Source organism: Streptomyces sp. NPDC002851, from assembly GCF_053591935.1.
This window is the reverse complement of record NZ_JBSFUT010000001.1, coordinates 338487-350992: the sequence shown is the minus strand read 5'-3', so window position 1 is coordinate 350992 and position 12506 is coordinate 338487. Positions and strand designations below refer to the sequence as shown.

Sequence of the window (12506 nt, the reverse complement as noted above, 5' to 3'; positions counted from 1 at the left end):
CGCCACCCGAAGGCTTACTGGGCCTATCGGCGAACCGCCGCCCGCAGCCTTACCGGACCCACCGACGAAACCGCCGCCCGCAGCCTTACCGGACCTACCGACGAAACCGCCGCGTCGCAGGCCTACCGGACCTAGCGACGGAACCGCCGCCCGCACGCTTACCGGACCTACCGGCGGAACCGTCGCCCGCACGATTACCGGACCTACCGGCGGAACCGTCGCCGCTCCCCGGCCGGCAGGCGCTCCGGCGGGTGGTCGGCCAGGCGTACCACCGGGTCGTCCGGGCCCTCCCGGCCCGCGACCACCGGTTTCTCGGCGCGGGCCGCCTTCGCCCGGTACTGGGCGGCGTCCGCGAGGCGGAACAGCCGACGGGCCGACCGCACCGGCCCGATCGGATCACCGGTGGAGGCCACCCCACAGGCGACCCCCTCACCGAGCTCCAACTCCGCCGCCCGTACGCAGAGTTCATCCGCCACCCGGACCACCTCGTCGGCCGACGGCCCCACCGACAGCAGACAGAACTCATCCCCACCGAGCCGAGCCGCCAAGGTCTCCGGCAACATCGCACCGCACAGCGAGAGCACCGAGCCGAACCGCTCGAGCAGCCGGTCACCGACGGCGTGCCCTCGGGTGTCGTTGACGTGCTTGAGCCCGTTCACGTCGCAGACGACGAGCGAGACCACGGGGCCCGCCCCCCTCCCTCCCCCTCCATCCTCGCCCGCTCCTTCGCTTGCGGCCCGATGGCGCTCGATCGCCTCGTCCAAGCGGGCGTCGACGGCCCGACGGTTGGCGAGTCCGGTCAGGGCGTCGGTGTAGGCGAGGCGGCGGGCCTCCTCCAGGCGCTCGGTCTGGGCGAGCCCGGCGGCGACCACGGAGGCCAGAACCGTGGCGAAGTCCGCGTCGTCCAGGTCGAACACCGGCTGCCCGGCCCGCCGCGCCACGTACAGCTCGCCCCAGGCCCGCCCGAACAGCACGATCGGCGCGACCACACAGCAGCCCCGGCCCCGGCGGCGCAGCGCGGCCACCCGCTGATGGCAGTACCCGGCGGCGCCGACGCGCGGCCCCTCGGCCGTCTCGACCCAGGCATGGGGCTCCCCGCCACCGGCCCACCGCTCGTGCAGAAACTCCACGATCTCCGGAAACTGATGCACCGGGTACGCCTCGTCCTCGGGGAACTCCACCTCCCCCGGGGCCAGTTCGCCCACATTGACCAGAACCCGAAGCCGCCCGAGCTCCCGCTCCCAGACGGAGAGCGCCGCAAAGCTCCCGGAAAGCGCCCAACAGCCTCCCTGCGCCGCGGCCCGCCAGGTCTCATGGGGGCTGCGCGCGGCGGCCATGTCCTGAGCGAGAGCCACAACGGCCCGCAGCCGCTCATCCTCTGCCATCTCTAAAGGCTAGGCGGCTTCGCCCAAATTTGCTCCGGAATGTCACTCTCGGTGCACCCTGCGGCCCGCCCGGCGATGGCTTCACGGACTTCGCGCAGCGCAGTGACACCGTCCGAAGCGAGGAAATGACCGGTTCCGGGGACCACCTGTGCCCGGACTCCGAGCAAGTCGGCAAGGCGGTCGGTGTGGCCAGGCGGTACGTACGGGTCTGCGTCCGACCGGATGACCGTGAGTCGATCGATGTGCTCGCTGAGCCCTGCCACGTCACAGCCGTCTCCGATGTTTCCGATGTAAGCGTTCAGCCCCGGAAGCGCGGGGAGTTGGTCGACGAACCCGGAGACCAGCACGAGGGTGCCAAGGCGCCAGGGTCTCGGAAGTGAGCGCAGATGGCACAGCACGGTCAGGCAGCCCAGGCTGTGCGCGACGACGATCGCGTGCTCGTTCACCGATCCCAGTTCCGCGCGTACGGCTTCCGTCCACTGCACGGGATCCGGGTCCTGTGGGTTCGGAAGAGTCGGGATCGTGCTCGGGATGCCGTCCGCCTGGAGTTGCCCGGCCAGCCAGCCGTACCAGTGATCTTCGGGGGTCGCGCCGTAACCGTGGATGATCGAGGCACGCCGCTGGGTTGTTCCCTGTGTCATGCCGCAGGACGGTATGCGTTCACGTCAGCGTGAAGGTCAAGCCGATGAGGAGGAATCGACGGTGCTGATCAGCGAACTCGCCAAGCTGACCGGGGTGAGCGCGCGTGCACTACGCCACTACGAGGACCGAGGGCTCTTGGTCCCGGTTCGTAACAGCAGTGGGTACCGGGACTACTCCGAGTCCGATGTCACGCTCGTGGCCCAGATCCGGACGATGATCTCCGCTGGTTTGGGAACCTCGACCATCCGGCGCTACCTCGACTGCGCTCGCACCGGCGATCACGGCATCTCGCTCGAGATGTGCCCGGACCTGCGAGCCGAACTGGACGCCTTGGCCAGGCGCCTCAACGCCGAGCAGGCCGAACTCCGCGAGACACAGCAGCGATTGAGCGAACTCGCCTCATCTGGTTGAGGCGCGTCAACCACGCCCCCTCCCCTTCCGCTCCCCTGCCGCCTAAACCCCCGGCCACCGCGGCCTCCGCTTCTCGTTGAAGGCCGCCACCCCCTCCGCCCGGTCCCCCGAGAACGCCACCGTGCGCCATGCCGCGTCCTCCACCTCGAGGCCGGCCCGCAGGTCGAGGCCGTGGCCCAGGCGGAGGGCTCGCTTGGCGGCGCGCAGGCCGACCGGGGAGTTGGCGGCGATGCGGGCCGCGAGCTCCAGGGCGCCCGCCCGGGCGTCCTCGACCAGGGCGTCCACCAGGCCCAGCTCCCGTGCCTCATCGGCCGCCACCCGCCGCGCCGTGAACACCAGCTCGGCCGCCCGCGCCGCCCCCACCCGGCGCGGCAGCAGCTGCGTACCGCCACCCCCGGGGATGACGCCGACCGACACCTCGGGCAGCCCCACCACGGCGGTGCCGTCGGCCACGATCAGGTCGCAGGCCAGCGCCAGCTCGAAGCCGCCGCCCAGGGCGAAGCCGTGGACCGCGGCGACCGTCGGCATGGGCAGGTCCAGGATGCCCGTGTACGCGGCCCGCGCTGTGGGGCGCTGGGCCACCAACTCCGCGTCGGAGAGCGAGTTCCGCTCCTTCAGGTCGGCGCCGACGCAGAACGCCCGGTCGTTGCTGGAGCTCAGTACCACGACCCGGGCGGACGGGTCGTCGCCGAGCGCCTGGCAGGCCGATGCGATGCTGCGGGCCATGTCGGACGAGACGGCGTTCATGGCCTTCGGCCGGTCGAGCAGGAACTCGACGACTCCGTCCGCGTGTCGCCGTAGCGCCACGAACTCCCCGAAACGCAGCTCGTGCCCGGCTCCTGCCCCCGTTCCGGCCCCTGCGACGCCTGCGCCCGCGACTGTTCCTGCCGCCCCTGCGCCTGTCCCTGTTCCCGTTGCTTTCTCTGCCATGACGCTTCGCCCCTCGATCCGTTGTTAACGACCGTTACCTCGTCAGCAGGATCATGGCCCGGGCCCGGGCAGCGTTCAACCCCCGCCCTCCGTCTGTGGATAACTCCCTGTGGATAACCCGCGTCAGCCCTGTTCCCGCCGCGTCAACAGCCACGGCTCGACCACTCCGAGGCCGCGTACCGGGCGCTGCCACATCGGCTGGAGGGCGAAGCGGTAGCTCGGGGCCTCCTCGCCCGCCGCGGCCGCCTTTTCCGCCTCCGCCGCTGCCTCCGCCTCGGAGGACGGGGCGTCCCCGGCCCGGGTCAGGTCCTCCGCGAGCGCCCCGTCGACCAGGACGGCGTCCTTGGGCGCTATTGACGTCAGACGGCTCGCCAGGTTGACGGTCGTGCCGAAGACATCGCCCATACGGGTCGTCACCGTGCCGAAGGCGATGCCGACGCGCAGTTCCGGCATGGTCTCGTCGTTGGCCATCGTCTCGATGAGGCGCAGCGCGATCTCGGCCGCCGTGCCCGCCTCGTCCGCGGAGAACAGGACCTCGTCGCCCAGGGTCTTGATGAGCCGGCCGCCGCGCGCCGCCACCAGGTCGGCCGCCGTGGTCTCGAACGCCTCGACCAGTTCGCCGAGTTCCTCCTCCTCCATACGGCGCGTGAGCCGCGTAAAGCCGACGAGGTCCGCGAAGCCGACGGCGAGGCGCCGGTCGACCATCTCCTCGTCGTCCCCGGCCTGCACGACCCGGCTGGTGGCCGCGGCGAGCTGGCGCCGCCAGACGTAGACGAGGAATTCCTCCAGCTCCGGAAGGAGCAGTTCCACCAGGGGGTACGTCACCTCGGTGCGGGTCATTCCGGGCTCGGGCGGCTCGGTCAGGCCCTCCAGGAAAGAGTCGATCTGCCAATCGGCCAGACGGGCGGTGGTCTGGCCGGTGGAGCGGGCCACCTGCACCGCCATCGCCTCGCTGAGCAGCCCCGCCTCGACGAGTCCGGCGAGGCGGCGGAGCGCGAGCACGTCCGCCTCGGTGAGCGCCTTGGCCTGGCCGATGTCGGGGAAGCCCATGGCCCGCCAGAAGCGGGACGCCAGCTCCATGGAGACGCCCGCCGTGCGGGCCGCCTGGAAGGCCGTGTAGCGGCGCTCGGCGCCGAGAATCAGCTGCTCGAGGCGGAGGGCCAAGGGGTCGCCCTCGTGGTCGGCCGCGCTGTCGCCGCTGCGGTCGACGCCTCGGTCCGGGCCACGGTCCGGGCCACGGTCCGGGCCACGCTCCGACCTGGGGTCGGCACCGCGGTGCGCCCCCTGGTCGGCACCGCGGTCGGCGTCGCGATCGGCAGCGGGGTCGTCGGCGTGCCGGGAGGCGGGGGGTGTGCCCGCGCCTGAGCCGGAGTCATCGACGGTCACTCGTGCTGCCCTTCCGATCTGTCACGGCCATATAACGACTAACGACCGGCCTCAACGATACGGCAGGTGTGCGTCACCTCACGTATGTACGGAATCGGGTGCGGCCGACGCACAGAGACGGATGCGGCCGTCGGGTGCGGCCGTGGAGGGAGACGGAGGCGGAGCCGGGCCGGTTGCACGGAGCCGCCGAGCCGGTTGCGCGGAGCCTTCGGTTCCAGCCACCCGCGCCCGGCCCTCACCTGGCCCTCGCCCGGCCTGGGCCACGGTCGGGCCCGGGCACCCTGCCGCCGCACCTCCAGCCCTCGGCGTACGGCCGGGCACCCGCTCGTACCCACCGGGGCTCACCCACCGGGCCCCACCCACCGGACCGCACCTACCGGATCACCGCCTCACCCCTACTCCGCCCGCACATGCACGATGTCCCCCGCACTCACCGCCTCCCGGCCACCGCCCTCCGTAGCGATGACGAGGCGCCCTTCGCCGTCGAGGGCGACCGCCTCGCCGTGCACCGAGCGCTCGCCGGGCAGCTCGGCGCGGACCCGGCGGCCCAGGGTCGCGCAGCCCGCGGCGTACGCCTCCTGGAGCCGGGAAGCGGCCGGGTCGCCCTTGGCCCCGCGCCACACGCCGTACCACTTCTCCAGGGAGCGCAGTACGGAGCGCAGCAGCGTGTCCCGGTCGGTCACCTCGGCTCCGGCGAGGGCCAGGGAGCCCGCCTCGGGTACGGGCAGTTCGTCGGCGCGCAGCGTGACGTTGATGCCGATGCCGATCACGACCGCGCCGCCGCCGTCGGTGTCCGGGTCCCCGGCCCGCTCGGCGAGGATCCCGGCGGCCTTGCGCTCCTCGCCGTCGATCGTGACGAGGACGTCGTTGGGCCACTTCAGAGCGGTGTCGATGCCCGCGACCCGGGACAGGCCGGTCGCGGTGGCGACTCCGGCGAGCAGCGGCAGCCATCCCCAGCGCTCGACCGGTACGTCGGTGGGCTTGAGGAGTACGGAGAAGAAGAGGCCGGAGCGCGCGGGCGCCGTCCACGTCCGGTCGAGGCGGCCGCGCCCCGCGGTCTGCTCCTCGGCGATCAGCACCGCGCCCTCGGGACCTCCGGCCAGGGCGGCGAGATCGGAGTTGGTGGAGCCGGTGGCGGGCACCACCTCAACAGAGGTGTACAGACCGCCGCCCTCGCCGACGAGGCCCCGGCGGAGCGCGTCGGCGTTCAGGGGCGGCCGTTCAAGATCGGAGAAACGGCCCGAACCAGAAGAACCCGGGGGCGAAGAGGGCGAACTGGCCGCAGCAGGGCCCTCGGAGAACCGGTTCGAGTCGGACGAAGAGGATCCAGGTGGCGTCATGCAAGACAGCCTAGGTGTGGTAAACGCCGCACTGCCGAGGCGTGGCCGCGCCGATACGCTACGGGTCAGTAGCTCACCGTCCCCATCACCGCCCCTCACCGTCCCCATCCACCCGTGACCAGGCAGGGAGCCGCATCCCGATGTCCGAGCCGGAAGAGCGCACCGTGTCCGAGACACCCACCGTGTCCGAGACGCCGGCGCCAGAGATCGACATCCACACCACCGCGGGCAAGATCGCGGATCTGCAGCGCCGTATCGGCGAGGCGACGCACGCCGGCTCCGCCCGTGCCGTGGAAAAGCAGCATGCGAAGGGGAAGTTGACGGCGCGCGAGCGGATCGATCTCCTCCTGGACGAGGGTTCGTTCATCGAGCTCGACGAGTTCGCCCGGCACCGCTCCACGGACTTCGGCCTGGACGCGACGCGGCCGTACGGCGACGGCGTGGTCACCGGCTACGGCACGGTGGACGGCCGTCCGGTCGCGGTGTTCTCGCAGGACTTCACGGTCTTCGGCGGGGCGCTCGGCGAAGTCTTCGGGCAGAAGATCATGAAGGTGATGGACTTCGCCCTGAAGACCGGCTGCCCGGTCGTCGGCATCAACGACTCGGGCGGCGCCCGGATCCAGGAGGGCGTCATGGCCCTCGGGATGTACGGCGAGATCTTCCGCCGCAACACCCATGCCTCCGGCGTGATCCCGCAGATCTCGCTGGTCGTGGGCCCGTGCGCGGGCGGCGCGGTCTACTCCCCCGCGATCACCGACTTCACGATCATGGTCGACCAGACCTCGCACATGTTCATCACCGGGCCCGACGTCATCAAGACGGTCACGGGCGAGGACGTCGGCTTCGAGGCGCTCGGCGGTGCCCGTACCCACAACGCCACCTCGGGCGTGGCCCACCACATGGCGGGCGACGAGAAGGACGCGATCGAGTACGTCAAGTCGCTCCTGTCGTACCTGCCGTCGAACAACCTCTCCGAGCCGCCCGCCTTCCCGGAGGAGGCGGACCTGACGGTCTCCGACGAGGACCGCGAGCTGGACACGCTGATCCCGGACAGCGCGAACCAGCCGTACGACATGCACACGATCGTCGAACACCTCCTGGACGACGGGGAGTTCTTCGAGACGCAGGCCCTGTTCGCGCCGAACATCCTGACCGGCTTCGGCCGGGTCGAGGGCCACCCGGTGGGCATCGTCGCCAACCAGCCGATGCAGTTCGCCGGTTGCCTCGACATCGACGCGTCCGAGAAGGCCGCGCGCTTCGTGCGCACCTGCGACGCCTTCAACCTGCCGGTCCTGACCTTCGTGGACGTGCCCGGCTTCCTGCCCGGTGTCGAGCAGGAGTACGGCGGCATCATCCGCCGCGGCGCCAAGCTGATCTACGCGTACGCGGAGGCCACGGTCCCGCTGATCACGATCATCACGCGGAAGGCCTTCGGCGGGGCGTACGACGTGATGGGCTCCAAGCACCTCGGCGCGGACCTCAACCTCGCCTGGCCCACCGCCCAGATCGCGGTGATGGGCGCGCAGGGCGCGGTCAACATCCTGCACCGCAGGACCATCGCGGCGGCCTCGGACGAGGAGCGCGAGGACGTTCGGGCGCAGCTGATCCAGGAGTACGAGGACACGCTCCTGAATCCGTACACGGCGGCCGAGCGCGGCTACATCGACGCCGTCGTGATGCCGTCCGAGACGCGCCGCCAGATCGTCCGCGGCCTGCGCCAGCTGCGCACCAAGCGCGAATCCCTGCCGCCGAAGAAGCACGGCAACATCCCCCTGTAGGAGGGCCGATGATCAAGGTTGTACGGGGCAACCCGACGCCGGAGGAGCTGGCCGCCGCCCTGGCGGTGGTTCAGGCCCGCGCCGCGGGGCTGGCCGCCGCGGCGCCCGGCGAGCCCCCGGTCCCGGACGCCTGGGCAGACCCTTCCCGGGTGGCCCGCCACCGCCTCCCGGCCCCGGGCCCACAGTCATGGGCCCGGACGTACTGGCCGGGCTAGGGAGTTCTTTCCCACTTCGGGGCTCCGCCCCAGTGACGGGAAGGGGCGGGGCTGGGGAACCTGAGTACGCGTACTCAGGCGTTCCCACCCCCGCCTCCGAGACCATCGAAGGATGCTCTGGTCCGACCCCGAGAATCGCCCGCCCAAGGAACTCCGGGACGTGCAGGCGATGTTGAGACGGGCGGGGGTGCTGATGGCCGTGGCGATGCTGGTCGCGTTACTCTCCTTCGGCTTCCGCTGACACGTGTCCGCGTACCGCCTCCTGCCTCGTACCGCTGAACACCGCCCCCGTAACCCGTCCCGTGTGACCCATCCCGTGTGACGCGTACTGGCGCAACCGTCACCCCCCGCCGCTCGTCCTACTTGACTGAAGCGGTCGAATGGACGCGGATGGGACGAGGACGAACGATGGACGAAGGGGAGGGCCGGAGCCGGTGAACCGACCACTGCGCCATATAGCCGTGTTCTGTGGGCTGCTCGTGCTCGCGCTGCTGATCCGCGCCAACTGGGTGCAGTACGCGCAGAGCGAGCCACTCGCCAAGCACGAGAAGAACCGCCGGGTGTCCATCGAGCGCTACGCACAGCCACGCGGCAACATCATCGTCGGCGACAAGCCCATCACCGGCTCCGTGCCCGTCGACGGCGCGGACTTCAAGTACAAGCGGACGTTCAAGGACGGCCCGATGTACGCCCCGATCACGGGGTACTCGTCCCAGGCGTTCGGCGCCAACAGCCTGGAGAAGCTCAACGACGAGCTGCTCTCCGGCACCGACGACCGGCTGTTCATCAAGAACACCCTGAACATGTTCACCGGCGAGAAGCAGCGCGGCGGCGACGTCGTCACGACCATCGACCCGAAGGCCCAGAAGGCCGCCTTCGAGGGCCTCGGCAACCTCAAGGGTGGTGTCGCCGCGATCGAGCCGGACACCGGCCGGATCCTCGCCCTCGCCTCCACGCCCTCGTACGACCCGTCCAGCTTCGCGGGCATGTCGGCGAAGGACGAGGAGAACTGGAAGAAGCTCAACGCCGCCAAGAGCAAGCCGCTCCTCAACCGGGCCCTGAAGGAGACCTACCCGCCCGGCTCCACCTTCAAGGTGCTCACCGCGGCCGCCGCCATCGAGGCCGGCAAGGTCAGCGACATCGACGCCGCCACGGACACGCCCGAGCCGTGGACCCTGCCGGACACCAGGACGCAGCTGCCGAACCTGAACAAGAGCGGCGTGTGCAAGAACGCCTCGCTCAAGGTCGCCATGCAGTACTCCTGCAACACGGTCTTCGGCAAGCTCGCCGCGGAGATCGGCAAGGACAAGATGCGGGAGGTCGCCGAGAAGTTCGGCTTCAACGACGGCGAGGTGGACACCCCGGTGCGGGCCGGTAAGTCCATCTACCCCTCCGACATCAACAAGCCGCAGACCGCGCTCACCGGCATCGGCCAGGGCTCGCTGACGTCCAGCCCGTTGCAGATCGCGATGATCGCGGCCGGTATCGCCAACGACGGCGTCCTGATGAAGCCGCAGATGGTCGAGTCGCTGCGCAGCCCCGACACGGACACCCTCAAGAAGTACGACCCCGTCGAGATGTCCCGGCCGATCTCCGCGGAGACCGCCCAGAAGGTCCAAGAGGCGATGAAGTTCACCGCCGAGGAGGGCTCCGGCAAGCCGGCCCTGATCGACGGCATCGAGGTGGGCGCCAAGACCGGTACGGCACAGCACGGCGTCGACAACAAGCTGCCGCCTTACGCCTGGTTCATCTCGTACGGCAAGAATTCCGAGGGCAAGTCGGTCGCGGTCGCCGTCTTCATCGACCCGGGCCAGGACATCCCCCGCGACCAGATCGCGGGCGGCACGCTCGCGGGACCGATCGCCAAGGCGGTCATGCAGGCGGTGCTACAGAAGTAGCGCGGCGGCGCCAGGGCCTGAGGGCGCGGTGCTACAGAAGTAGCGCGGCGGCGCCGGGGCCGGAGGGCTCGACCCGGGCGCCCCGTGGACCCCTTCGCTCGGGGAAGGGGCTCATGGGGCGCCCGTTACGCTTTCCGCATGACCTCCGCCGCACCCTCTTCGCACTCGCCCTCGCACGCGCCGCGCCGCCTCGTCCTCGCCTCCCAGTCCCCGGCCCGGCTCGGGCTGCTCCGGCAGGCCGGGCTCGACCCCGAGGTGATCGTCAGCGGGGTCGACGAGGACGCGCTGACCGCCCCGACGCCCGGCGAGCTTGCCCGGGTCCTGGCCGAGGCGAAGGCCGAGGCCGTCGCGGGCCGCCCGGAGGCCGCGGGCGCGCTCGTCGTCGGCTGCGACTCGGTCCTCGAACTCGACGGCCAGGCGCTCGGCAAGCCCGCCGACGCCGAGGAGGCCGTCGCCCGCTGGAAGTCCATGCGCGGCCGCGCGGGCGTGCTCCGCACCGGCCACTGCCTCATCGATACGTCGACGGGCCGCGGCACCTCCGCGGTCGCCTCGACGACGGTACGGTTCGGCGAACCGACGGACGCCGAGATCGCCGCGTACGTAGCGAGCGGTGAACCCCTCTACGTCGCCGGCGCGTTCACCCTCGACGGCCGCTCGGCCCCCTTCATCGAAGGCATCGAGGGCGACCACGGCAACGTCATCGGCATCTCCCTGCCCCTGCTGCGCAGGCTGCTTGGGGATCTTGGGGTCGGCATCACGGAGCTGTGGGTGGCGGCCGGTTGAGCTCGTCCGGAGGGTCTGGGCCTGTCCGGCAGCAACTCAGCCCGTCCGGCGCTTGAGGACGAGCGCGTTCAGCGCGATATCTGCGGCGGGGTCCGGGGCGGCAGCCCCGAAGCTGCTGCAAGCTTTCGGGAAGGGGCGGGGCGGGGAGTAAAACCCCTCCGCCGATACCATGCGCGGGCCACACTCAACAGCGCACGCCACCCGGGGGACCCACCATGAGCAACGCGTTCGGCCCGCCACCCGAGGGCCAGTTCGGCCCACCCCAGGGACCCCCGCCGCAAGGCCCACCCCAGGGCCCGCCGCAACCCCCGCCCGGCGCCCCCCAGTTCGGCCAGCCCATGCCCCCGGGCCCGGCCGTCCCCCCGGGCCAGCAGATACCCCCCGGCGCCCCCTTCCCGCCCCCACCACCGCAGCGCAACAGCGCCGCCCCGGTCATCCTGGCGGTAGGCATCGGCGGCACCCTGGTCCTCGCCCTCATAGCCGCCGCCATCTTCGCCTTCAGCACCGGCTTCTTCGCGTCGTCCTCCAACGAGGCGGGCGGCAGCGGCTCCCCCGGCGTCTCCGCGGGGCCCAGCGACGACAGCGGAACCGACAGCAGCAGCGGAACCGACAGCGGCAGCGGTACGGATGACGAGCCGGGCGTCGGCGGCGTCGAGCCCACGGAGACCCCGGACCCCACCGCGTCCGCCTTCAACGACCTCTCCTCGGGCGACTGCCTGCCCGTCTGGGACACCGGCCACGGCGGCACCACCCCCAAGTGGAGCCACGAGACGCCCCCGGACACCGTCTCCTGCAACAGCAAGGACGCTCTCCTCCAGGTGACCGCCGTCCAGACCGACGGCGGCAGCTGCCCAAGGGACACCGGCCAGGCCACCTGGCGCTACTCCTCGCCGGCCCAGGGCACCACCGACGTGTGCGTGACCCGGATCTACCACACCGGCGGCTGCCTGCTCGCCCAGCAGAAGGGCAACAAGATCACCGGCCTCGGGCCGATGACCGCCGTGGACTGCGACGCCAAGAAGATCCCGGTCGCGTACCAGCAGATCCTGCACATCACCGGCGTCTACCGGGCGGGCGGGAGCACCACCGCCGACAGCTGCCGCCGCGCCCAGGGCGACCAGACGCAGTACTGGGCCTGGAAGGTCAACAACAACAAGACCCTGCTCTGCACGATGGTCTACCAGGGCTGATCGGTTACCTACCGGGGCCGATGGCCCACCAGGACTGATGGCGACCAGAGCCGAAGGGGCCGTCCGCCAGGACTAGGAGGCGGCCCCCGAAGCGGCCTGCCCCCGTGGAACCGCCTCGTCCGGACGACCCCCGGCCCCACGCTCGTACGCCATTAGCGTGAGCACGATCAGCCCGAGCACCACCATCATCAGCCCGAAAGCGAACCAGCCGACCAGACCCACCGAGAAGGCCCCGAGCACCCCGTGCACCACGGCCGCGCTGATCAACAGGATCCGGGCGAAGCCGCCGGGCGCCCGGTCGCGTACGGCGATACGCAGCAACAGCAGGGCGCAGAACGCGAGATAGAGCCCGAACAGGACACCGGCCGCCCACGAGCCGACAGTCATGGCGTGCGGGTCGAGCCCGGCGAGGGACATCTGCTGGTTGTCGACGACGAGCCCGAGAATCCAGTTGAGCACGGCGATGCCGACCGCCTCCGCAAGGAGCACGATCGCGGCCACCACGGCCACCGGTCTGCGCGCCACGGCACCCCACCCACTTCCGCGTT

At 71.1% G+C, this 12506-nt stretch carries 13 protein-coding genes; 7 read left to right on the top strand and 6 right to left on the bottom strand.

Annotated features, from left to right (window positions below; translation table 11 throughout):
* Window positions 1-203: 203 nt before the first annotated feature.
* Together ACWD10_RS01695 and ACWD10_RS01690 are read right to left on the bottom strand one after the other, a co-directional pair.
* Window positions 204-1385, bottom strand: a complete 1182-nt coding sequence (locus ACWD10_RS01695) for a diguanylate cyclase domain-containing protein (protein WP_451085801.1) — start codon at window positions 1383-1385, stop codon at window positions 204-206.
* A 2-nt stretch (window positions 1386-1387) separates the two neighbouring features.
* Entirely contained in the window at window positions 1388-2026 is a 639-nt protein-coding gene (locus ACWD10_RS01690; RefSeq protein WP_451085799.1) for an RBBP9/YdeN family alpha/beta hydrolase, read from the bottom strand.
* A 61-nt stretch (window positions 2027-2087) separates the two neighbouring features.
* Between ACWD10_RS01690 and ACWD10_RS01685 the strand changes: the two genes are divergently transcribed.
* A complete protein-coding gene (locus ACWD10_RS01685) occupies window positions 2088-2438 on the top strand; it encodes a MerR family transcriptional regulator (RefSeq protein WP_451085797.1) in 351 nt (116 codons plus the stop codon).
* Between the two features lie 42 nt (window positions 2439-2480).
* On the opposite strand, the gene ACWD10_RS01680 is transcribed toward ACWD10_RS01685, so the two are convergent.
* The 3 genes from ACWD10_RS01680 to ACWD10_RS01670 form a co-directional block, all read right to left on the bottom strand.
* The gene (locus ACWD10_RS01680) at window positions 2481-3368 is read right to left on the bottom strand and encodes an enoyl-CoA hydratase/isomerase family protein (RefSeq protein ID WP_451085795.1); all 888 of its coding nucleotides are present in this window, start codon (window positions 3366-3368) and stop codon (window positions 2481-2483) included.
* A 123-nt stretch (window positions 3369-3491) separates the two neighbouring features.
* Entirely contained in the window at window positions 3492-4754 is a 1263-nt protein-coding gene (locus ACWD10_RS01675) for an adenylate/guanylate cyclase domain-containing protein (RefSeq protein ID WP_451085793.1), read from the bottom strand.
* A 395-nt stretch (window positions 4755-5149) separates the two neighbouring features.
* On the bottom strand, window positions 5150-6094 hold the full coding sequence (locus ACWD10_RS01670; protein ID WP_451085791.1) for a biotin--[acetyl-CoA-carboxylase] ligase: 945 nt from the start codon (window positions 6092-6094) through the stop codon (window positions 5150-5152).
* A gap of 140 nt (window positions 6095-6234) precedes the next feature.
* Between ACWD10_RS01670 and ACWD10_RS01665 the strand changes: the two genes are divergently transcribed.
* From ACWD10_RS01665 to ACWD10_RS01640, 6 genes are all read left to right on the top strand, one after another.
* On the top strand, window positions 6235-7872 hold the full coding sequence (locus ACWD10_RS01665) for an acyl-CoA carboxylase subunit beta (protein ID WP_451085789.1): 1638 nt from the start codon (window positions 6235-6237) through the stop codon (window positions 7870-7872).
* Between the two features lie 8 nt (window positions 7873-7880).
* On the top strand, window positions 7881-8087 hold the full coding sequence (locus ACWD10_RS01660) for an acyl-CoA carboxylase epsilon subunit (protein WP_451085787.1): 207 nt from the start codon (window positions 7881-7883) through the stop codon (window positions 8085-8087).
* Window positions 8088-8199: 112 nt separating this feature from the next.
* On the top strand, window positions 8200-8328 hold the full coding sequence (mmpB, locus tag ACWD10_RS01655) for a morphogenic membrane protein MmpB (RefSeq protein WP_451085785.1): 129 nt from the start codon (window positions 8200-8202) through the stop codon (window positions 8326-8328).
* 193 nt (window positions 8329-8521) lie between these two features.
* On the top strand, window positions 8522-9985 hold the full coding sequence (locus ACWD10_RS01650) for a peptidoglycan D,D-transpeptidase FtsI family protein (protein WP_451085783.1): 1464 nt from the start codon (window positions 8522-8524) through the stop codon (window positions 9983-9985).
* Window positions 9986-10123: 138 nt separating this feature from the next.
* The gene (locus ACWD10_RS01645; protein WP_451085781.1) at window positions 10124-10768 is read left to right on the top strand and encodes a Maf family protein; all 645 of its coding nucleotides are present in this window, start codon (window positions 10124-10126) and stop codon (window positions 10766-10768) included.
* Window positions 10769-10983: 215 nt separating this feature from the next.
* A complete protein-coding gene (locus ACWD10_RS01640; RefSeq protein WP_451085779.1) occupies window positions 10984-11958 on the top strand; it encodes a hypothetical protein in 975 nt (324 codons plus the stop codon).
* 72 nt (window positions 11959-12030) lie between these two features.
* Here the strand turns inward: ACWD10_RS01640 and ACWD10_RS01635 are convergent, their stop codons facing one another.
* Entirely contained in the window at window positions 12031-12483 is a 453-nt protein-coding gene (locus tag ACWD10_RS01635) for a hypothetical protein (RefSeq protein WP_451085777.1), read from the bottom strand.
* Between the last annotated feature and the right edge of the window lie 23 nt (window positions 12484-12506).